The sequence below is a fragment of the Streptomyces californicus genome (assembly GCF_000717645.1).
In the GTDB taxonomy this organism is placed as follows: domain Bacteria; phylum Actinomycetota; class Actinomycetes; order Streptomycetales; family Streptomycetaceae; genus Streptomyces; species Streptomyces californicus.
Genome location: NZ_JNZZ01000024.1, coordinates 43,328 through 62,710, shown reverse-complemented (window position 1 = coordinate 62,710; position 19,383 = coordinate 43,328). Strand labels below are relative to the sequence as shown.

Sequence of the window (19,383 nt, the reverse complement as noted above, 5' to 3'; positions counted from 1 at the left end):
TTCAGGAATTTCAGTTTCGAGCGTTGCTCTTGCGGCGGCTCGCGATGAGCTGACCCACAAGAACCATCAGTACCGCAATCACGAACATGGCGGTGCCGATGACGTTGATCTGCACGGGCGTGCCGCGCTGTGCCGAACCCCAGACGAACATGGGGAACGTGACGGTGGAGCCCGCGTTGAAATTCGTGATGATGAAATCGTCGAACGAGAGCGCGAAAGCGAGCAGCGCTCCCGCCGCGATGCCGGGGGCGGCGATGGGAAGGGTCACCCGTACGAAGGTCTGCACGGGGCCCGCGTACAGATCGCGGGCGGCTTCCTCCAGTCTCGGGTCCATCGACATGACGCGCGCCTTGACGGCGGTCACCACGAAGCTGAGGCAGAACATGATGTGCGCGATCAGCACGGTCCAGAAGCCGAGCTGAGCGCCCATGTTCAGGAAGAGGGTGAGCAGCGAGGCGGCCATGACGACCTCGGGCATGGCCATCGGCAGGAAGATCAGCGAGTTGATCGCACCGCGCGCCCGGAAGCGGTAGCGGACCAGGGCGAAGGCGATCATCGTGCCGAGCGCGGTCGCCCCGAGCGTCGCCCAGAAGGCGATCTGGAGCGAGAGGGAGAGCGAGCCGCACAGGTCGGCGACGCCGCACGGGTCCTTCCACGCCTCCAGCGAGAACTGCTGCCAGGAGTAGTTGAAGCGGCCCTTGGGCTTGTTGAACGAGAACACCATCACGACGATGTTCGGCAGGATCATGTACGCGAGGGTCAGCAGACCCGCGATGACGACCAGGTTCCGGCGTATCCAGCGCAGTACGGGCATCAGACCAGGTCCTCCGTCCCGGAGCGGCGGATGTAGACGGTGACCGCCAGCAGGACGATCGCCATGAGGATGAACGAGAGCGCGGCGGCCGTCGGGTAGTCCAGGACCCGCAGGAACTGGCTCTGGATGACGGAGCCGACCATCTTGGTGTCGGTGGAGCCGAGCAGTTCGGCGTTGACGTAGTCGCCGCTGGCCGGGATGAAGGTCAGCAGGGTGCCGGAGACGACGCCGGGCATGGAGAGCGGGAACGTCACCTTGCGGAAGGTGGTGGCGGGGGTGGCGTAGAGGTCGCCCGCCGCCTCGTGCAGCCGGCCGTCGATCCGTTCCAGCGAGGTGTAGAGCGGCAGGATCATGAACGGCAGGAAGTTGTACGTGAGACCGCAGACGACCGCCATCGGGGTGGCGAGGACCCGGCCCGACTCGGTCCAGCCGAGCCAGCTCGTGACGTCCAGGACGTGCAGGGTGTTGAGCAGGTCCACGACCGCGCCGCCGTCGGCGAGGATCGTCTTCCACGCCAGCGTACGGATGAGGAAACTGGTGAAGAACGGGGCGATGACCAGCACGAGCACCAGGTTGCGCCAGCGGCCCGCCTTGAAGGCGATGAGGTAGGCGAGCGGGTAGCCCAGCAGCAGGCACAGGATCGTGGCGGTGCCCGCGTAGAGCAGGGACCGGATGAACTGCGGGTAGTACTCGCGCAGCGCGTCCACGTACGTCTGGAAGTGCCAGGTCACCTCGAAGCCCTGCTCCAGGGAGCCGGTCTGGACGGAGGTGGACGCCTGGTAGACGAGTGGCAGGGCGAAGAAGACGAGCAGCCAGAGGATGCCGGGGAGCAGCAGCCAGTAGGGGACGAGCCGTTTGCGGGTGGAGGGCTTGCGGAGCACCGGCTCCTGGGGTTCGGCGGGCGCGGGCGGCGCCTCGGTGGCGCTCATTCCCCGTCCTCCACGCTGGTCGCGCCCGCGTCGATGTCCTGGGCGGCGTCGAGCCCGAAGGTGTGGGCCGGGTTCCAGTGCAGGACGACCTCGGCTCCGGGCACCAGGCGCGTGTCGCGTTCGACGTTCTGCTCGTAGACCTGGAGGGCCTTGCCGGCCGGGCTCTCGACGACGTACTGCGTCGAGACGCCGATGAAGCTGGAGTCGGTGATGCGGCCGGTGACGCGGTTGCGGCCGGCGGCGACGGTGTCGGCCTCGTCCGCGTGGGCCAGGGATATCTTCTCGGGCCGGATGCCGAGGAGGAGCCGGCCGCCGGCCGCGGTGGGGCCCGAACATCGCTCGCGGGGCAGGGTGAGCCTGCCGCCGCCCGCGGCCACCGTCAGCTCGTCGCCGGTGGAGACGACGTCCCCCTCGATGAGGTTGGAGGTGCCGAGGAAGTTGGCGACGAAGGTGGTGCGCGGGTTCTCGTAGAGGTCGGCGGGGGCGCCGAGCTGTTCGACACGGCCGCCGTTCATCACCGCGACGGTGTCGGCCATGGTCATGGCCTCCTCCTGGTCGTGGGTGACGTGCACGAAGGTGATGCCGACCTCGGTCTGGATGCGCTTGAGCTCCAGCTGCATCTGGCGGCGCAGCTTGAGGTCGAGCGCGCCGAGGGGTTCGTCGAGCAGCAGGACCTGCGGGTGGTTGATGAGCGCGCGGGCGACGGCGACGCGCTGCTGCTGGCCGCCGGAGAGCTGGTGGGGCTTGCGGCGGGCGAAGTCGCCGAGCTGGACCAGCTCCAGCATGTCGTCGACCTGCTTCTTCACCGACTTGATGCCGCGGCGCCGCAGCCCGAAGGCGATGTTCTCGCTGATGTCGAGGTGCGGGAAGAGCGCGTAGCTCTGGAAGACGGTGTTGACGGGCCGTTTGTACGGGGGCAGGTCGGTGATGTCCCGGTCGCCGAGGGAGACCGTGCCGGTGGTGGCCTCCTCCAGCCCGGCGATCATCCGCAGGGTGGTGGTCTTGCCGCAGCCGGACGCGCCGAGCAGGGCGAAGAAGGAGCCCTGCGGCACGGTCAGGTCGAGCGGGTGCACGGCGGTGAAGGAGCCGTAGGTCTTGCTGATCCCGGTGAGGCGGACATCGCCGCCCGCGGTCTGCTGCTGTGTCATGGGTCGCGGTCCCAGTGTGTTCGGGGGGGAGTTACGGGGAGGGGCGGCCCCGGCCGGGGGGCGCGCCGGGCCGGGTCAGGCGCCGATGAGCTTGGCGAACTTCTCCTCGTACGCCGTCTCTTCCTTCGTGCTCAGGGAGCGGAAGGAGCGGGACTTCGCCGCCATCTCCTTGTCGGGGAGGATCAGCGTGTTGGAGGCCATCGACTCGTCGATCTCGGCCAGTTCCTCGCGTACGCCGTCGACCGGGCAGACGTAGTTGATGTACGCGGCGAGCTGGGCGGCGACCGGCGGCTCGTAGTAGTAGTCGATGAACTTCTCGGCGTTGGTCTTGTGCCGGGCCTGGGCGGGGACCAGGAGGTTGTCGCTGGAGGTGATGTAGCCGGCGGCCGGGATGGCGTACTCGATGTCCGGGTTGTCGGCCTGGAGCTGGATGATGTCCCCGGCCCAGGCGACGCAGGCGGCGATGTCGCCCTTGCTGAGGTCGGCGGTGTAGTCGTTGCCGGTGAAGCGGCGGATCTGCTTCTTGTCGACGGCCTTCTGGAGGCGGCCGATCGCGCCGTCGAAGTCGGCGTCGCTGAACTTCCCCGGGTCCTTGCCCTGGTCGAGGAGGGTCATGCCGACGGTGTCGCGCATCTCCGAGAGGAAGGAGACGCGGCCCTTGAGCTTGGGGTCGTCGAGCAGCTGGGTGACGGAGTCGACCTTGCGGCCGCCGGTCGCCTTCTTGTTGTACGCGATGACGGCCGGTATGCCGGTCCAGGGGAAGGAGTAGGCGCGGCCCGGGTCCCAGTCGGGGGTGCGGAACTGGGCGGAGACGTTCGCGAAGGCGTGCGGGAGGTTCGCGTGGTCGAGCTTCTGGGCCCAGCCGAGGCGGATGATGCGGGCGGCGAGCCAGTCGGTGACGCAGATGAGGTCGCGTCCGGTGTTCTGGCCGGCGGCGAGCTGCGGTTTGATCTTCCCGAAGAACTCGACGTTGTCGTTGATGTCCTCGGTGTACTTGACCTTGATCCCGGTGCGCTCGGTGAACGCCTGGAGGGTGGGGCGGCTCTTCTCGTCCTCGGAGACGTCCATGTACTCGGTCCAGTTGGAGAAGTGCACCTCCTTCTCCTTCGCCGAGTGGTCGTCGGAGGCGGCGCTGCCCTCGGTGCGTCCGGCGGGCGGGATGCCGCACGCGCCGAGGGTGGATATCCCGCCCAGGGCGAGTGCGCCCATACCGGAGGCGCGCAGCAGCGAACGGCGGGTGAGGGCGCCCCTGCCGTTGCTCAACGATCGCCTCATCGCCGCCAGTTGGACGGAGGTGAGGCGCTCGGTCTCATGACGTTCCATACGCTGTGGCCCTTTCGGGTGGGAGGCCGCCGGGGCCCGCCGTCGCGGGCGGGCCCCGATCGTGCGGCAGCTGCTATCGGTCCCCGAAGATCGTGCGGTGCCAGTCCTTGCGGGCGACCGCCGTGTTGTCGTACATGACGTGCTTGACCTGCGTGTACTCCTCGAAGGAGTACGCCGACATGTCCTTGCCGAAACCGCTGGCCTTGTATCCGCCGTGCGGCATCTCGGAGAGGATCGGGATGTGGTCGTTGACCCATACGCAGCCCGCCTGGATCTCGCGGGTGGCGCGGTTCGCGCGGTACAGGTCGCGGGTCCAGGCGGAGGCGGCCAGTCCGTAGGGGGTGTCGTTGGCGAGCGCGATGCCCTCGTCGTCGGTGTCGAAGGGCAGCACGACCAGGACCGGGCCGAAGATCTCCGACTGGACGACCTCGCTGTCCTGGGCGGCGTCCGCGATGAGGGTCGGCCGGTAGTACGCGCCGTCCGCGAGGTCGCCGCCGGGCGCCTCGCCGCCGGTGACGATCCGGGCGTAGCCGCGGGCCCGCTCGACGAAGGCGGCGACGCGGTCGCGCTGGGCGTGGCTGATGAGGGGGCCGAGGTCGGTGGCGGCGTCGAACGGGTCGCCGATCCGGACGGTCTCCATGAGCGCGGCGACGTCGCGGACGAAGGCGTCGTAGAGGGGGCGCTGGACGTAGGCGCGGGTGGCGGCGGTGCAGTCCTGGCCGGTGTTGATGAGGGAGCCGGCGACCGCGCCGTGCACGGCGGCCTCCAGGTCGGCGTCGTCGAAGACCACGAAGGGGGCCTTGCCGCCGAGCTCCAGGTGGAGGCGCTTGACGGTGGCGGTGGCGATCTCCGCGACCCGCTTGCCGACGGCGGTGGAGCCGGTGAAGGAGGTCATCACCACGTCGGGGTGGCCGACGAGGTGTTCGCCGGCGTCCTTGCCCGCACCGGTGACGATGTTGATGACGCCGTCGGGGATACCGGCCTCGGTGGCCGCCTGCGCGAACATCAGCGAGGTGAGCGGGGTCAGCTCGGCGGGCTTGAGGACGATGGTGTTGCCCGCGGCGACGGCCGGAAGGATCTTCCAGGCGGCCATCTGGAGCGGGTAGTTCCAGGGGGCGATGGAGCCGACGACGCCGATCGCCTCGCGGCGTACGTAGGAGGTGTGGTCGCCGTCGTACTCGGCGGCGGCCTTGCCCTCCAGGTGGCGGGCCGCGCCCGCGAAGAACGCCGCGTTGTCGACGGTGCCGGGGACGTCGAACTCGGTGGAGAGCTTGACCGGCTTGCCGCACTGGAGCGATTCGGCGTACGCGAAGTCGTCGGCCTGTTCGGCGAGGACGGCGGCGAAGCGGTGCATCAGGTCGGAGCGCTCGCCTGGTGTCGCGCCGGACCAGCCGGGGAAGGCGGCGCGGGCGGCCGCGACGGCCGCGTCCACGTCGTCGGTGCCGGCCAGTTCGTAGCGGAGCACGCTCCCGCCGGTCGCCGGGTCGACGATGGTGTGGTGGTGGCCGGACGTGCCGGGCAGCAGCTTGCCGCCGATGTACTGGGCACCGTCCGCGAAGCGTTCCTGAACCTGGAAGCCGTTGCTCATGACGCTCTCCTGAGCCGCGGTGCCCGCTGTGCGGCGGGGGCGGCGTAGCTTCTTCCTGAATTGAGTGCCGATCCTGACAGAGGGGTTCGCGGCCAACAAGTGATTCCGTTGTTGCCTTTTGGTTACGCGACGGAATCTGTCGACCATGTGTCGTGTGGTTGCGGAAATCCCCGTACGGAGTGTCAGTGGCGGATGCCACACTCACATGTCATGGGACCGATCGATGGGCTTCTGGCGGACGTGGCGCGGGGCAGGCGGGTGAAGTATCTGCCGTTCTGGGGGCACCGCCCGCGCCCGGACGGCCGGATCGGGGCGAGCTGTCTGAGCCAGTGGTGGCCGTCGCCGTTCACCGTGGACGGAGTGGCGTATGCGAGCGCCGAGCACTGGATGATGGCCGCCAAGGCGCGGCTCTTCGGCGATCCGGAGGCGGAGCGGGCGGCCTTGTCGGCGACGAGCCCGGCGGCGGCGAAGAAGGCGGGGCGGCTGGTGCGCGGCTTCGACGAGGACGTGTGGGCACGGGAGCGGTTCGCCCTGGTGGTGGAGGGCAGCCTGCACAAGTTCGGGCAGGACCCGGAGCTGGCCGGCTTCCTGCTGTCCACCGGGGACCGGGTGCTGGTGGAGGCGTCTCCGCTGGACCGGATCTGGGGCGTCGGGCTCGCGGCGGACGACGAGCGGGTGGAGCGGCCGCGGGAGTGGCGGGGGCTGAATCTGCTGGGCTTCGCCCTGATGGAGGCGCGGGAGAGGCTGCGGTCGGACGGCTCGACGGGGTGAGTGCGGCCGGGCGGCGGGCGTCCGGGCTGTCACGGGCGGCGGGCCGCTACGGGGTGGCCGGCACCTGGGCCGTTATGGACGGTGGGCGCCTGGGCCGTTACGGGGCGGCGGGCCGTTACGGGCGGTGGGCACCCGGCCCTGCTGCGGCACGGTGGGTGCCCGGGCCTGTCACAGCACGGCGGGCGCCCGGCCCTGTCACGGGGCCGGACCGCGCCGCGCCCCGGTGCGGGCGCGGGGAGCCGGAACGTACGGCGGGGCCGCTCCGCACCGGGAGGCCGCGCATCGACAACCCCCCGCCCGGAGGTTCAGACCGCCCCGGTCACGGTGATCACGACGCGGTCCGGGCTCTCCGCACAGGTGCCGCCGAGGTGAGCGTCCACCGCCTCGCGCACCGCGCGGGCGGTGTCGAGGACCCGGCGGTCCGCGCGGCAGACGAGCCTGATCCCGATCGTGCGGGAACCGTCCGGCAGCGGTCCGGAGACGGTGATGCCGCTGATGTCTGGGGTGGGGCCGTCCGGGGTGGACGCGCTCGTCAGGGAACGGAGCCGGCGGCGGATCCCGGGGGCGAGGAAGGCCACACCGGGCACGTCCTCGACCACGCGGGCCAGCTCCGTGCGCAGGTCGGTCGCGGGGGAGGTCATCCGGAGGACTCCTCTTCTCGGTGCGGTGCCGCTTCGGCCACGAGGTCGGTGACGCGTACGTCGATCGCGCCGAGGCGGAGTCCGAGGCGCCGGTCCGCCGCCTCGTGGACCCGGCGGCGGACCTCCTGCGCCACGGCCCGCACATCGGGTGTGGTCAGCGGTGCCCGCACGGACAGGGCGACCTCCACGGTGGTGGCGCCCGGGGTGAGGCGGCAGGAGCCGGCCCTGACTCCGGGCACCTCCTCGGCCGCGCGGCGCAGGACGCGGGCGGCGGCGTTCTCCATGATCCGCAGGTCTTCCGCCGCGTCGCCGAGCGGCAGCGGCCGGCCGGGGCGCAGCTCCAGGCGGACCGTGTCCATCACCCGGTCGACGACGGATGCGGCGTCGAAGGACGTCTGGGCGGGTTCGGCGTCGAGGGCCCGTACCCGGGACTCCAGCCGTTCCAGGTCGGCGACGGCCGGCCGGCAGTGGGCGCACTGCGCGGTGTGGTCGTCGTGGACCGCGTCCTCCCAGTCGGCCCAGACCCGGGAGAGCAGTCGGCCGCAGGGCAGCGTCTCGTCGTCGGGGTCGGTACGGGTTTCGGGTGGGCGGTTGTTCATTGCCAGGCCCCCAGGGTGTGGGTCAGTCGGCGGCGGGCTCTGAAGACACGTGCGCGTACGGCCTGTTCGCTGATGCCGACGGTCTTCGCGATGAAGGCATAGCTTCTGCCGTCCAGTGTGCGCAGAGTCCAGCAGGTGCGTTGCTCGGGTGAGAGCGTGGCGAGCGCCTCCCGCAGGTCGTGGAGTGCGGCGCGGCCCTCGGTGATGCGGTCGGGGGCGGTGACATGGGCGGGGGCGGGCAGGTCGGGGAGGTCGTTCAGCGGCGCCTGGGGGCGCCGGGCCCGCAGGACGTTCAGGCAGCGGTTGGTGACGATGCGGTACATCCAGGTGGCGAAGGAGGACCCGCCCCGGAACTCGGGCAACCGCCGCCAGGCGCTGACGAACGCGTCCTGAACGGCGTCCTCGGCCTCGGTGCGGTTGCCCAGGAGACGGGCGGCCAGCCGCAGCAGCGCCGGGGCGTGACGGCGGACCAGAACCGCGAAGGCGTCCTCGTCGCCCTCCGCCGCCCGCTCGGTCATCAGGACGTCGTCGACCCGCAGGGCCTCGTCGTCGGGCGGCTCGGATCGCGCGGGACTCCCCGTCACGTGGTCGCTCCTCCTCGCGGTGCTCATGCCCGCAGTTCGTGGTGGGCTCCACCGTTCCGCCCGGGCGGGGCGGTGGAGGGGTACGGCTCCGCGACCGCCCCGCCGGTTATGACACCGGGGGCGGCGCGCTGTGACGCGTACCCGCGAAATCTCCCGTTCCGCACACCTGTTCCGGGGCCGTCGGCGCGGTCATCCGCGGATTCGGGGGAATTCGTGCGTCACAGACTCCTGGGCGCGTTGTCGAACCTGATGAACGACCACCGGCCCAGCGATGCACGGCAGCGCTGACGACCTCGAAGGAGCACTCTGTGGCTACGGACACGAAGACCACCATCGACAACGTGACGACCGGCGGCCCGGCGCGCTTCGACAAGCCGAACGGGACGAGCCTGTCGGCCGGGGTGACCGGCGCGCAGGCTCCCGCCGCGGACCGGGGACGGACCTCCATCGCGGATGTGGTCGTCGTCAAGATCGCCGGTATGGCGGCCCGTGAGATCCCGGGCGTGCACGACATGGGCGGTGGCCTGTCCCGGACCCTCGGAGCGGTCCGCGACCGGGTCCCCGGCGGCCGGCCCAACATGGGCCGGGGGGTGAAGGTCGAGGTCGGCGAGCGCCAGACCGCCATCGACCTGGAACTCGTCGTGGAGTACGGGGTGTCGATCACGGAACTGGCCTCCGACGTGCGCGAGAACGTGATCTCCGCCGTGGAGCGGATCACCGGGCTGGAGGTCGTGGAGGTGAACATCGCGATCGACGACGTCCGCCTTCCCGACGACGAGGCCGACGGCTCGGACACCGACCACAGCCGCGTCGCGTGACCCCTTGACCGCCGCGCCCGGCCCGTGACCCCCGTCCGGGCCGGGCGCGGCATCGAATGCCATGGGACGACCACGGAGGGATGCGCGCCGCGCTTCCCTCGTACAGAAGGGAGGCTGCCGATGGACGGCCGGTTCGTGGGCTTGTCGGCAGGGATGGCGCTCGGGTTCGCCGCCTACTTCGGCGGGTTCGCGGCGTTCCTGCTCGTGGGCGCGCTCGGGGCGGTGGGCCTGTTCCTGGGCGGCTGGGCCGAGCGCGACGGGATCGACCGACTGCGCGACCTGGTCGAACGGGGGCGCCGGTGATCCCGGCCGGCCGCCGGGGCACCACGACGATCTCCGCGCGGGCGGTGGCGAGGATCGCGCAACAGGCCGCCACCGAGAAGGGCGGCGCGGTCGGCGCGGTGCGCGGCGCGGCCACGGTGCGGGGAAGGCGCGCGGACGTCTCGGTGCGGCTCGCCCTCCCCTGGCCCGGCGAACTCGGCCACCGGGCCAGGGCCGTGCAACGGCACGTGGCGTCCCGCACCGGCGAGTTGACGGGGCTCACCGTGCGGGTGACCCGCCTCGGTGTCGTACGGCTGCGCCGGAGCGAGGACTCGGCGGTCGCCCCGCCGCCGGACGAGGAGGGCGGCGCCCCTCGTCGCTGGTGGTCGCCGCGGAGCTCCCCCGCGGCGGTGATCGCCCTGCTCGGAGCCGTGCCGGCCGCCCTCCTGACCGCCGATGTCGTCGCCGTCCACGCCTTCGGGCACGCTCCGGCGGGATGGCGGAGCGACGTCGTGGACCGGCTCTCGGCCACGCGCGCCGATGCCCTGCCGGTGACGGTCGGCGCGATCGCCGCGGTGGTGGCCGGGCTGTGGCTGCTCCTCCTCGCCGGCACCCCGGGGATGCGGAGCCGCTACGTCGTCGCGGGGTTCCCCTCCCGGCGGACGGTCGCCGTGGACCGGAGCGCCGTCGCCTCCCTGGTGCGTGATCGCGTCCTCGACGTCTCCGGCGTGGACACCGTCCGGGTCCGGGTGGGCCGTCGGCGGGTCCGCGTCCGTGCCGTGCTCGCCTTCGGCGACCGTGCCGCCGCCCGCGAGGAGGCCCGTGCCGCGGTGCTCGGGGCGGTCGACGACTGCCGGTTGGACCGGCCGCTGCGCTGCGCTCTCCGGGTGCGGACGGCCCGTACGTGGGACCCCGTGCCCGACGAGAACCTGGTGAACGCCCCAGCCGCCGACGCGCCGGCCGGAGCGGAACACGGCCGGAAGGAGACCCGATGAAGCGGCGGACCGTCGTGGACCGGACACTGATCGCCCTGCTCGGCGGGGCGCTGCTGCTCGGCGGGCTCTGGCTGCTCGGCGCGGCGCGCGCGGTCGACGGCCGGGCGCCGGCCTGGTGGCCGAGGCCCGACGCCGACGGCGTCTTGGTGGACTGGGCCACCCTGGGTTCGCTGAGGGAGGCCGCGTGGTGGCTTCCGGCGGTGATCGGCACGGGGACTCTCGTGACCGTGCTGTGCCTGCGCTGGTTCGTGACCCGCACACCGCTGCGTCGCCCTTTCCCGACGACTCCGCTGGGAGCGCCCCGGACAGATGTGCGGCTGACCGCCCTGGAGGAGGCGGTACGGGAGGACTCCCTCCACATCGACGGGATCGTACGGGCGCACTGCCGGATCACCGCTCGCCGGGGACGGGCGCACCTGGCCCTTCGGGTGTGGACCGAGCCCGGGACCGCGCCGAGGGCGGTCCTGGCGCGGCTCGGCTCGGTGACGGCCGCGGCCGAGAGCGCCCTGCGACCGGTCCGGCTGGTCACCCGTACGCGCGTCAGCAGCCGGCCCCGCGCGACCCCGCGCGCCAGGTGAGCGCCTCGGCGGCATCGTCCGGACGCCCTAGGGCGTGTGTCGAAAGTCCCGCCTGCCCCGCGACGCCTGGCACGCACGCTCGCCGCGTTGTCGGGATCGCCCACGTACGCCCAGTACGAGGACGACCCTCCGCCTTGCGATCGCACGCACCAGACGCCGCGGGGCCCGCCCTTCGGGCGGACGGCGCTACTTTCGACACACGCCCGAGCGGTCAGGAGGCGTCGGCCGGCTGGTCGTCCTGCCACACCCAACGACCGGCCGTGTCGGGGGCGTAGAGGCTCCTGCCGCCGGGATAGGCGCAGCCGTCGTTGGGGAGGGCGATCCAGGGGTCTTCGTCGGTGAGGGAGACGGGGACGGTACGGCCGTCGAGCGGCCCGCCGTGCAGCTCGACCTTGATGGTGATCGTGTCGTCGCTCATGTCCCTCTTCTGCCCCGACAGGTACAGACCAATGACGTCGGAGAGGGCGCCGCCCGGCGGAAGCGCGGACCGTGGTCTCAACCGGACCGGCGGCACCGCCGGCGTCCGGCCCCGCCGCTGCCCCCGACTCCGTCCGAGACCAGCCCAGCCACCGCGCACAGCGCGCCCCAGCCTCCCGCGACCGCCGCGGCCTTGCGGCGGGCGGCCGGATCGGGCAGCCGCGTACCGAAGAGCACCGCGTCGCCGAGGTCGGCCACGACGCGGCACGCCGTCGCCGCTCGTCGGACGGAACGGTCCTTCGCGACCAGCATGGTGACGCCGATCGCGGCGTCCCGGACGCCCAGGACCCGGATCAGCAGGTCGGCGGGGGCCGGGACGGACCCGTCCTCACCGTCCAGGCCGCACGGGCGGGCCATCAGGGCCGGCCGCACCAGGACACCCACACCGTAGGCAGCGGTGGCCGCGCCCACCCATCGCACCAGACCGGCTTCCACAGCATCCTCCTCGGATCACCCGAACTCGACTCGCCCGAACTCGGCGGAACACGGGTTCCCCCTCGGCCGCCGTCCGACACCCCTTCGCCCTCCGAGAGCATCCGCGCGGACGCCCGGCAGGGCGGTGGAGCGGAGCGTTCCGGTCCGCCCGCGACGCGCGGGGACGCGAGCGAGACGCCCGCGGGGACGACGGCGACGCATGCGGGGACGACCGCGACGCGCGGAGACGAGCGGCCCCCACACGCCTCCGGGCGGTGGAGACTCGGCGTCTCCACCGCCCGGAGGCAGGTGCGGGAATGGTGCCCGGTCTGCGGGCGTGCCGTCCTCTAACCGCGGTCCTCGACGACCAGCGACGTCGCGAACGGGTCGTCGTAGGGGTCGCTGTCGTAGTCCGAGTCACGGTCCGCGCTGGTGGCGGCCCAGATGATCAGGCCGAGGATCGTCGCCCCGACGACGATGCCGATCGCACCGAGGATGACCCCGGCCAGCGCCATTCCCCGGTTGGTGGCCTCGCCGCGCTTGGCCCGGCCGAGGCCGATGATGCCGAAGATCAGCGCCAGGATGCCGAGGACGATGTTGAGGCCGTAGAGGCAGAATCCGACCACCGAGACGATGCCGATCACCATCGCGGCGGTGCCGAGGCCGTTGTTGGGCGCGGGGGCCCAACCGGCCGGACCGACGCCGTAGGCGCCGTAGCCCGGGTAGCCGCCGTACGGCTGCGCGGGCGGGGCCGGGTAGCCGTAGTGCGCGGCCGGCGGCGGTCCCGCGTGGCCGGCGCCTATCGGCGGCTGGCCCGCGTAGCCGGGGCCGTTCGGGCCGACCGGCGGCGGCGGTACGTCCGAGGGCGCCGGCCCGAAGGCTCCGGGTCCGGCCTGGGGTATCGGTCCGGTGCCGCCGGCCGGCCCCGCGCTCGGCATCGACGTCACGGTCGGCTGGTCGTGGACCGCGGGCGGTGTGTGCCCGGCGGGCGGCGGGGTCTGCGCCCCCTGCTTGCCCAGGTCCACCCCGCTGTCGGGCGGCGCCCACGGGTCGCGCGGCGCGGGCCCGCCCCCGGGCTGCTGTGTGCTGTCTGACATGGGCCTCCCCCATCGTGGTCCCGTCATGCTACGGCCAGGGCTGACGGCGCCGGACCCCGCCTGCGATGATCGGTACGGCCGGTGCGCCCGGCCGCTGTCACGCCGAACCGGGAGATTTCCGATGACCGACCCGCACCCCTTCATCGCCGGGCTGCCCAAGGCCGAGCTGCACGTCCACCACGTCGGGTCCGCCTCGCCCCGGATCGTCGCGGAGCTGGCCGCGCGCCACCCGGACTCCGAGGTCCCCACGGATCCGGAGGCCCTGGCCGACTACTTCACCTTCACCGACTTCGCGCACTTCATCGAGGTCTACCTCTCGGTGGTGGACCTGGTCCGCACCCCCGAGGACGTCCGGCTGCTCACCTTCGAGGTGGCGCGGGACATGGCCCGGCAGAACATCCGGTACGCGGAGCTGACCGTGACCCCGTACAGCTCGACCCGCCGGGGCATCCCCGAGGCCGGGTTCATGGAGGCGATCGAGGACGCGCGGAAGGCCGCCGAGGCGGAGCTGGGCGTCGTGCTGCGCTGGTGCTTCGACATCCCGGGCGAGGCCGGGCTGCGGTCGGCGGAGGAGACCGTGCGGCTCGCGGTGGAGCACCGGCCCGAGGGGCTGGTCTCCTTCGGGCTCGGCGGCCCCGAGATCGGGGTCGACCGCCCGCAGTTCAAGCCCTACTTCGACCGGGCCATCGCCGCGGGCCTGCACTCGGTGCCGCACGCCGGCGAGACCACCGGACCGCAGACGGTCTGGGACGCGCTGACCGCGCTGCGCGCCGAGCGGATCGGCCACGGCACCAGCTCCGTGCGGGACCCGAAGCTGCTGGAGCACCTGGCCGAGCACCGGATCGCCCTGGAGGTCTGCCCGACCTCGAACATCGCCACCCGCGCGGTCGCCGACATCGAGCAGCACCCGATCCGCGAGATGGTCGAGGCCGGGGTGCTGGTCACGGTCAACAGCGACGACCCGCCGATGTTCGGCACCGACCTCAACAACGAGTACGCGGTGGCCGCCCGGCTGCTGGAGCTGGACGAGCGCGGTATCGCGGACCTCGCGAAGAACGCCGTGGAGGCGTCGTTCCTCGACCCGGCGGGCAAGCGGAAGCTGGCCGAGGAGATCGACACGTACACGACGAACTGGCTCCGGGCGCCCGGCCGCTGACCCGGTCGTCGACAATGGCCCCATGGCCGACCACACCCTGATCCGCGTCCCCCGCGTCACCGCCGTGGCCCACCGCGGCGACCCGTACCGCGTCCGCGAGAACACGCTGCCCTCGATCCGCTCCGCCCTCGAACGGGGGGCGGACGCGGTCGAGATCGACGTACGGGTGACCCGCGACGGGGTGCCCGTGCTGCTGCACGACGCGACGCTGGAGCGGCTGTGGGGCCACGACCGGCGGCTGGACCGGATCGACCACGCGGAGCTGACCGAGCTGACGGGCGGCGGGGTGCCCACCCTGCGCGAGGCGCTCCTCGCGGCCGGGGCGCACCGGGTGATGGTGGATCTGCCCGGCTCCACGGACGCCTCGGTGAAGAAGATCGTCGGGACGGTCCGGGAGTGCGGGGCGGGCGAGCGGGCGTACTACTGCGCGAGCGCGGACGCGATGCTGCGGGTGCGCGCCGCCGACCCGTCCGCCGAGATCGCCCTGACCTGGACCACCCTGGCCCCGCCGCGCCCGGAGCTGCTGGCCGCGGTGAAGCCGCGCTGGCTGAACTACCGCTTCGGCCTGGTGAGCCGGGAGCTGACGGACCGGGCACACCGCGACGGGCTGCTCGTCTCCGTGTGGACGGCCGACACGAAGCGCACCATGCGCAAGCTGATCGAGCGCGGCGTCGACTCGATCACCACCAACCGGATCGACGTACTCCGCCGGATCCTCCCCAACTCGCCCGGTCGCGGGGCCTCTTGATCGGTCCGGCATGATGGGGCCCGCACCGCCCGCCGCCACCGCCGTACCGCCCGGCACGGCTCGCGGGCCCCTTTCGTCATCGAGGAGCCGGACGTCATGGACCCCCGCCCGCAGACAGCCTCCGACCGGATACGCTCCGACGTCGCGCACAACGCCCGTGTGTGGAACTACTGGCTGGGCGGCAAGGACAACTACCCGGTGGACCGGGCGGTGGGCGACCAGGTGACCGGGATGTACCCGAGCATCGGCGAAGTGGCCCGCGCGGACCGGGCGTTCCTCGGCCGGGTGGTGCGCCACCTGGCCGGTGACGTGGGCGTCGACCAGTTCCTCGACATCGGCACGGGGCTGCCGACCGTGAACAACACCCATGAGATCGCCCAGCACACCGCGCCGCACGCGCGCATCGTGTACGTGGACAACGACCCGATCGTGCTGGCGCACGCCCGCGCGCTGCTGACCAGTTCGCTGGAGGGCGCGACCGAGTACGTCGACGCGGACGCGCGCCGCCCGGACCAGATCCTGCGCGCCGCCGAACCCACCCTGGACCTGGGCCGGCCGGTCGCGGTGATGATGCTCGGCATCCTGAACTTCGTCCTGGACACCGACGAGGCCCGCTCCGTCGTACGGACGCTGATGGCGGCCGTGCCGTCGGGCAGCCATCTGGTGCTGACCCACCCGACGCTGGAGCTGGGCGGCGAGGGCAACGCGGCGGCGATGCGCTTCTGGAACGAGAACGCCACCCCGCCGATCACCGCGCGCAGCCGCGAGGAGTTCGCCTCGTTCCTGGACGGCCTGGAGATCCTGGAGCCGGGGATCGTCTCCTGCTCCCGCTGGCGCACGAACGAGCGGGAGCCGGCGGTAGCCCAGTTCGGCGTGGTGGCCCGGAAGCCCTGATACGCCTCGCGGCCGGCGTGCCGTGCGCGCCGGCCGTCGCCGTACGCCGGTCTCATGACGTGCGGCGCGGTGGCCGAACCCCCGCCGGAACGACCGTCGGACGTTCGCCTGGAGGCGGGTTCAGGCGCTCGCCGGTACGCCCGCCGGATTCGCGGCGGCCGTCCGCTCCAGCCCTTCCAGCCGCTTGATCATGCGGCGGACGATCAGCAGCGGGATGACGCCGAAGACCCCGAACGACATGTCGATGACGCTCCACCAGAACGGGATGGAGCGGATCGGGCCGCAGATCAGGGCGAGCGGGATGATCCCGGCGCAGGCGATCATGCCGAACTCGATGACCCAGATGTTGCGGACCGGGTCGCGGTAGGGGCCGTAGAAGGCGACCGCGATGACGAGGTGGGCGAAGGCCAGCCAGTCGGTGCCGTACAGCATGAAGGGCTGCTCGCGGTCGATGGTGTCGAGCCCTTCGCGGACCCGGGTGATCCACTCCATCAGGCCCGGGAAGTGCTCGGGGACCGGGGAGGCGGAGGAGGCCAGCAGGTCCTCGGTCCAGCGGAGTTCGGTGACGAGCGGGAAGGCCGTGAGCCCGCTCAGCACCAGACAGACGATGAAGAGGACGAGCCACCTGCGTATACGCCGGGTGAGGGCGTGTCTCTCGCTCATGTCCGCAGCGTACGCCCGGGTTCACGGCCCCTTCACGGCCGCCTGCGGGCGCTTCACAAGCCGACGATCCCGTTCCACTTCTTGGCGAAGTCCATCCGCTCCTCGGAGGTGATGTCCCGGGCGATGGCGAGCCGTTCGCGCATCGCGTCGTCGGGGAAGATCAGGGGATCCTCGGCGAGCGCGGCCGTCTCCTCGTCCTTCGAGGAGGCCAGGACGTCACGGGCGGCGGGGACCGGGCAGACGTAGTTGACCCAGGCGGCGAGCTCGGCGGCGACCTCGGGGTCGTAGTAGTGGTCGATCAGCCGTTCCGCGTTGCGCTTGTGGCGGGCGAGGTTGGGGATCATCAGCGACTCGGCCCACAGTTCGGCGCCCTCCTCGGGGACGACGAACTCGATGTCGGGGTTGTCGGCCTGGAGCTGGATGACGTCGCCGGAGTACGCCTGGCAGGCGAGCACGTCGCCGGTGGCGAGGTCCTTGATGTAGTCGTTGCCGGTGAAGCGGCGGATGTGCTTGGAGCGGACGCGCTTCTCGACCTGTTCGCACATCGTGTGGAAGTCGTCGGCCGTCCAGCGCGTGATGTCCACGCCGTCGCCCTGCATCAGCAGCGCGAACGACTCGTCGAGCCCGGAGAGCAGGGTGACCCGGCCGCGCAGGTCGTCCGCCCACAGCTCGCCCGTGGACCGGATCTCGCGGCCGAGCTTCTTGCGGTTGTACGCGATGCCGGTGATGCCCGACTGCCAGGGGACGCTGTGCAGCCGCCCCTCGTCGAAAGCGGGGGTGCGCAGTTGGGGGTCGAGGTACTTGGCGACGTTGGGCTGTTTCGCCCGGTCCATCTCCTGGACCCAGCCGAGCCGGACGAAGCGGGCGGCCATCCAGTCGCTGATGACGATCAGGTCCCGGCCGGTCTGCTGGCGGTTCATCAGCGCGGGGCTGATCTTGCCGAAGAACTCGTCGTTGTCGTTGATCTCCTCGGTGTACGTGACGGAGATCCCGGTCCGCCGCGAGAAGGCGTCCAGCGTGGGCCGCTTCGACTCGTCGTCGTCATCGGTGTCGATGTAGAGCGGCCAGTTGGCGAAATGGAGCGTGTGGTCGGTGGCGGAGCTGTCGCGTCCGGCCCGCTCCCCCGGCTCGACGAAGGCCGCGGGCACCCCGCAGCCGGCCAGCGCGGCGCCGGCCGCTCCCGCCCCGAGGGCGCGCAGCAGGGAACGGCGGGACATGGGGTTCTTCCTGATCGCTCGCACCCGCGCAGAATGCCGGTCGGCGGGCGCGCGGACAATGGACCAAGCGTCCAGCGGGCGGGGGCGGCCCCGCACACCTTGTCCAGCGGCACGCGTACGGCCCCGGGCCGGAGCCCGGGGCCGTACGGTCGCGACGATCCGCGGATCAGTCCTCGATGGACGTCATGACGTGCTTGATGCGCGTGTAGTCCTCGAAGCCGTACGCGGAGAGGTCCTTGCCGTAGCCGGACTTCTTGAACCCGCCGTGCGGCATCTCGGCGACCAGCGGGATGTGGGTGTTGATCCACACGCAGCCGAAGTCGAGGCTCTTGGACATGCGCATGGCGCGGGAGTGGTTCTGCGTCCAGACCGAGGAGGCGAGCGCGTAGTCGACGCCGTTGGCGTACTCGACGGCCTGCTTCTCGTCGCTGAAGGACTGGACGGTGATGACGGGGCCGAAGACCTCGTTCTGGATGATCTCGTCGTCCTGCTTCAGGCCGGAGACGACGGTCGGGGCGTAGAAGTAGCCCTTGTCGCCGACCCGGTGGCCGCCTGCCTCGACCTTGGCGTGGGCGGGGAGGCGGTCGATGAAGCCGCTGACCTGCTTCAGCTGGTTGACGTTGTTGAGCGGGCCGTACGCCACGTCCTCGTCGTCCGGCTGCCCGGTCTTCGTGTCGGCGGCGGCCTTGGCGAGCGCGGTGACGAACTCGTCGTGGATCGACTCGTGGACCAGCACGCGGGTGGCGGCCGTACAGTCCTGGCCCGCGTTGAAGAAGCCGGCCTCGGAGACGCCCGCCACCGTCTTGGCGATGTCGGCGTCCTCGAAGACCACGACGGGCGCCTTGCCGCCGAGCTCCAGGTGGACGCGCTTGACGTCCTTGGAGGCGGACTCGGCGACCTGCATGCCGGCCCGTACCGAACCGGTGATGGAGGCCATCGCCGGGGTCGGGTGCTCCACCATGGCGCGGCCGGTGTCCCGGTCGCCGCACAGGACGTTGAAGACGCCCTTGGGGAGGATCTGGCCCATGATCTCGGCCATCAGCACGGTCGACGCCGGGGTGGTGTCGGAGGGCTTGATGACGACGGTGTTGCCCGCGGCGAGGGCCGGGGCGAACTTCCACACGGCCATCATGAGCGGGTAGTTCCACGGCGCGACCTGGGCGCACACGCCGACCGGCTCGCGGCGGACGATGGAGGTCAGGCCCTCCATGTACTCGCCGGCCGAGCGGCCCTCCAGGAGGCGCGCGGCCCCCGCGAAGAAGCGGATCTGGTCGACCGCGGGCGGGATCTCCTCGCTGCGGGTCAGCCCGATCGGCTTGCCGGTGTTCTCCGACTCGGCGGCGATCAGGTCCTCGGCCCGCTCCTCGAAGGCGTCCGCGATCTTCAGCAGGGCCTTCTGGCGCTCGGCGGGCGTGGTGTCGCGCCAGGCGGGGAAGGCCGCGGCGGCGGCCTCCATGGCGGCATCGACGTCGGCCTGGCCGGAGAGCGGGGAGGTCGCGTAGACCTCTTCCGTCACCGGGTTGACCACATCGATGGTCCGCCCGTCCGCGGCGTCCCGGAACTCTCCGTTGATGTAGTTGCGCAGACGGCGCACCTCGGTGGTCACAACCACCCCTCCTGTCGGCTGTCCGATGGGTGAGACATCCACCCTAATCGCTGCGGTGACGC

Annotated in this window: 22 protein-coding genes; 8 read left to right on the top strand and 14 right to left on the bottom strand. The window is 71.8% G+C overall.

Translation table 11 applies throughout. The annotated features are described in order from the left end of the window. Positions 1-10: 10 nt before the first annotated feature. The 5 genes from IF19_RS0127915 to IF19_RS0127895 form a co-directional block, all read right to left on the bottom strand. The gene (locus tag IF19_RS0127915; protein ID WP_030116372.1) at positions 11-814 is read right to left on the bottom strand and encodes an ABC transporter permease; all 804 of its coding nucleotides are present in this window, start codon (positions 812-814) and stop codon (positions 11-13) included. After that, positions 814-1,743, bottom strand: a complete 930-nt coding sequence (locus IF19_RS0127910; protein WP_030116371.1) for an ABC transporter permease — start codon at positions 1,741-1,743, stop codon at positions 814-816. Before IF19_RS0127910 ends, IF19_RS0127915 begins: the two co-directional genes overlap by 1 nt. Then, a complete protein-coding gene (locus IF19_RS0127905; RefSeq protein WP_030116370.1) occupies positions 1,740-2,891 on the bottom strand; it encodes an ABC transporter ATP-binding protein in 1,152 nt (383 codons plus the stop codon). The genes IF19_RS0127910 and IF19_RS0127905 overlap by 4 nt, the downstream gene beginning before the upstream one ends. Before the next feature lie 75 nt (positions 2,892-2,966). After that, complete coding sequence (locus IF19_RS0127900; RefSeq protein ID WP_030121358.1) at positions 2,967-4,214, bottom strand: ABC transporter substrate-binding protein; 1,248 nt, start codon at positions 4,212-4,214, stop codon at positions 2,967-2,969. Positions 4,215-4,287: 73 nt separating this feature from the next. After that, positions 4,288-5,802, bottom strand: coding sequence for a gamma-aminobutyraldehyde dehydrogenase (locus IF19_RS0127895; RefSeq protein ID WP_030116368.1), 1,515 nt, complete (start codon positions 5,800-5,802; stop codon positions 4,288-4,290). Between the two features lie 210 nt (positions 5,803-6,012). On the opposite strand from IF19_RS0127895, the gene ybiA reads away from it, so the two are divergent. Then, complete coding sequence (gene ybiA, locus IF19_RS0127890; RefSeq protein ID WP_030116367.1) at positions 6,013-6,573, top strand: riboflavin biosynthesis intermediates N-glycosidase; 561 nt, start codon at positions 6,013-6,015, stop codon at positions 6,571-6,573. A gap of 305 nt (positions 6,574-6,878) precedes the next feature. On the opposite strand, the gene IF19_RS0127885 is transcribed toward ybiA, so the two are convergent. The 3 genes from IF19_RS0127885 to IF19_RS0127875 are packed head-to-tail and all read right to left on the bottom strand — an operon-like array spanning position 6,879 to position 8,397. After that, positions 6,879-7,214: a hypothetical protein gene (locus tag IF19_RS0127885; protein ID WP_050494003.1), complete on the bottom strand. Its 336-nt coding sequence runs from the start codon at positions 7,212-7,214 to the stop codon at positions 6,879-6,881. After that, positions 7,211-7,813: a hypothetical protein gene (locus IF19_RS0127880; RefSeq protein WP_030116365.1), complete on the bottom strand. Its 603-nt coding sequence runs from the start codon at positions 7,811-7,813 to the stop codon at positions 7,211-7,213. Before IF19_RS0127880 ends, IF19_RS0127885 begins: the two co-directional genes overlap by 4 nt. Beyond that, positions 7,810-8,397 (bottom strand): RNA polymerase sigma factor, encoded by a 588-nt coding sequence (locus tag IF19_RS0127875; protein WP_030116364.1) that lies wholly within the window; start codon positions 8,395-8,397, stop codon positions 7,810-7,812. The genes IF19_RS0127880 and IF19_RS0127875 overlap by 4 nt, the downstream gene beginning before the upstream one ends. Before the next feature lie 341 nt (positions 8,398-8,738). On the opposite strand from IF19_RS0127875, the gene IF19_RS0127870 reads away from it, so the two are divergent. The 4 genes from IF19_RS0127870 to IF19_RS0127855 all read left to right on the top strand — a co-directional run bounded on the left by IF19_RS0127870 (position 8,739) and on the right by IF19_RS0127855 (position 11,049). Next, on the top strand, positions 8,739-9,215 hold the full coding sequence (locus IF19_RS0127870) for an Asp23/Gls24 family envelope stress response protein (RefSeq protein ID WP_372340767.1): 477 nt from the start codon (positions 8,739-8,741) through the stop codon (positions 9,213-9,215). A 120-nt stretch (positions 9,216-9,335) separates the two neighbouring features. Beyond that, positions 9,336-9,518 carry a hypothetical protein gene (locus tag IF19_RS0127865; RefSeq protein ID WP_030116362.1) on the top strand — a complete coding sequence of 61 codons (183 nt, stop codon included), beginning with the start codon at positions 9,336-9,338 and terminating at the stop codon, positions 9,516-9,518. Further along, positions 9,515-10,471, top strand: coding sequence for a DUF6286 domain-containing protein (locus IF19_RS0127860; RefSeq protein WP_050494002.1), 957 nt, complete (start codon positions 9,515-9,517; stop codon positions 10,469-10,471). Before IF19_RS0127865 ends, IF19_RS0127860 begins: the two co-directional genes overlap by 4 nt. After that, positions 10,468-11,049 carry a hypothetical protein gene (locus tag IF19_RS0127855; RefSeq protein ID WP_030116360.1) on the top strand — a complete coding sequence of 194 codons (582 nt, stop codon included), beginning with the start codon at positions 10,468-10,470 and terminating at the stop codon, positions 11,047-11,049. Before IF19_RS0127860 ends, IF19_RS0127855 begins: the two co-directional genes overlap by 4 nt. A 211-nt stretch (positions 11,050-11,260) precedes the next feature. Here the strand turns inward: IF19_RS0127855 and IF19_RS0127850 are convergent, their stop codons facing one another. From IF19_RS0127850 to IF19_RS0127840, 3 genes are all read right to left on the bottom strand, one after another. Beyond that, positions 11,261-11,467 carry a hypothetical protein gene (locus IF19_RS0127850; protein ID WP_030116359.1) on the bottom strand — a complete coding sequence of 69 codons (207 nt, stop codon included), beginning with the start codon at positions 11,465-11,467 and terminating at the stop codon, positions 11,261-11,263. A gap of 77 nt (positions 11,468-11,544) precedes the next feature. Continuing rightward, positions 11,545-11,961, bottom strand: coding sequence for a DUF4267 domain-containing protein (locus IF19_RS0127845; protein ID WP_030311402.1), 417 nt, complete (start codon positions 11,959-11,961; stop codon positions 11,545-11,547). A gap of 326 nt (positions 11,962-12,287) precedes the next feature. Beyond that, complete coding sequence (locus tag IF19_RS0127840) at positions 12,288-13,037, bottom strand: DUF4190 domain-containing protein (protein ID WP_078580753.1); 750 nt, start codon at positions 13,035-13,037, stop codon at positions 12,288-12,290. A 121-nt stretch (positions 13,038-13,158) separates the two neighbouring features. Here IF19_RS0127840 and IF19_RS0127835 point away from each other — a divergent pair, with 121 nt between their 5' ends. From IF19_RS0127835 to IF19_RS0127825, 3 genes are all read left to right on the top strand, one after another. Continuing rightward, a complete protein-coding gene (locus IF19_RS0127835) occupies positions 13,159-14,193 on the top strand; it encodes an adenosine deaminase (protein WP_030116356.1) in 1,035 nt (344 codons plus the stop codon). 22 nt (positions 14,194-14,215) lie between these two features. Further along, positions 14,216-14,941: a glycerophosphodiester phosphodiesterase gene (locus tag IF19_RS0127830; protein ID WP_030116355.1), complete on the top strand. Its 726-nt coding sequence runs from the start codon at positions 14,216-14,218 to the stop codon at positions 14,939-14,941. A gap of 96 nt (positions 14,942-15,037) precedes the next feature. Next, a complete protein-coding gene (locus IF19_RS0127825; RefSeq protein WP_030116354.1) occupies positions 15,038-15,835 on the top strand; it encodes an SAM-dependent methyltransferase in 798 nt (265 codons plus the stop codon). A 120-nt stretch (positions 15,836-15,955) separates the two neighbouring features. On the opposite strand, the gene IF19_RS0127820 is transcribed toward IF19_RS0127825, so the two are convergent. The 3 genes from IF19_RS0127820 to IF19_RS0127810 form a co-directional block, all read right to left on the bottom strand. Beyond that, positions 15,956-16,498, bottom strand: coding sequence for a hypothetical protein (locus tag IF19_RS0127820; RefSeq protein ID WP_030276859.1), 543 nt, complete (start codon positions 16,496-16,498; stop codon positions 15,956-15,958). 53 nt (positions 16,499-16,551) lie between these two features. Further along, positions 16,552-17,715: a polyamine ABC transporter substrate-binding protein gene (locus IF19_RS0127815; protein ID WP_030116352.1), complete on the bottom strand. Its 1,164-nt coding sequence runs from the start codon at positions 17,713-17,715 to the stop codon at positions 16,552-16,554. A gap of 166 nt (positions 17,716-17,881) precedes the next feature. Then, complete coding sequence (locus IF19_RS0127810) at positions 17,882-19,321, bottom strand: gamma-aminobutyraldehyde dehydrogenase (RefSeq protein WP_030116351.1); 1,440 nt, start codon at positions 19,319-19,321, stop codon at positions 17,882-17,884. Between the last annotated feature and the right edge of the window lie 62 nt (positions 19,322-19,383).